Below are 854 nucleotides of genomic sequence, written 5' to 3'. Positions count from 1 at the left end.
AGTCCCGACTCGATCGCGAACACCACGAGCTGCGCGCGGTCACGGGCCTGCAGCTTCACCATCGCGCGGCTGACGTGGGTCCGGACGGTGTCCGGGCTGACCACGAGCTCGGCCGCGATCTCGGCGTTGGAGCGCCCGGTGGCGACCCAGCCGAGGATCTCGCGCTCGCGCTCGGTCAGGTCGCCGAGGCGCGGATGCACGCGTTCGGGCCGGCTCGCGCCGAAGTGCTCGATCACCCGGCGGGTGACCGACGGGGCCAGCAGTGAGCCGCCCTCGGCGACGACCCGGATCGCGTCGAGCAGGGCGACCGGTTCGGCGTCCTTGAGCAGGAAGCCGCTGGCACCGTTGCGCAGCGCCTCGAAGACGTACTCGTCGAGCTCGAAGGTGGTCAGCATGACCACCTTGACCTCGGCCAGGGAGGGATCCGCGGAGACCTCCGCCAGCAGGGCGAGGCCGTCGAGAACCGGCATCCGGATGTCGCAGAGCACGACGTCCGGAAGCGTGCGACGCACCACGGCCAGGCCCTCGCGACCGTCGGCCGCCTCCCCCGCGAGCGCGAGGTCGGCCTCGGCGTCGATGAGGGTCGCCAGGCCCATCCGCACCAGCGGCTGGTCGTCCACCAGGGCAACCCGGACCACGTCACTCACCGCGGCATCTCCGCGACGACCTCGAAGCCGCGCGCGCCGGGACCGGCACGGAACGTCCCGCCGATCCCCTCGACGCGACTCCGCATGCCACCGATGCCCATGCCCTCATCCTGCACCGCTCCCCCGCGACCGTCGTCCGTCACGGCGAGAACCACCCGGTCCGCCCGGCGCTCCCACCGGACCTGTGCCGCACTCGCCCCGGAGTGG

Annotated in this window: 1 protein-coding gene and 1 pseudogene; both read right to left on the bottom strand. The window is 73.0% G+C overall.

Annotated features, from left to right (window positions below):
- Nucleotides 1-638: response regulator (locus tag ACOADB_RS13850; RefSeq protein ID WP_378599567.1), on the bottom strand; the 638-nt coding region annotated here is incomplete at its 3' end.
- 5 nt (nucleotides 639-643) lie between these two features.
- Nucleotides 644-854, bottom strand: a pseudogene (locus ACOADB_RS13845) (sensor histidine kinase); the annotation flags it as partial.

Origin of the sequence: Nocardioides sp. CPCC 206348 (assembly GCF_048654705.1) — a bacterium.
Classification (GTDB): Bacteria; Actinomycetota; Actinomycetes; order Propionibacteriales; family Nocardioidaceae; genus Nocardioides.
Note: the sequence above shows the minus strand (reverse complement) of the source record. Positions and strands in the feature narration are given on the sequence as shown.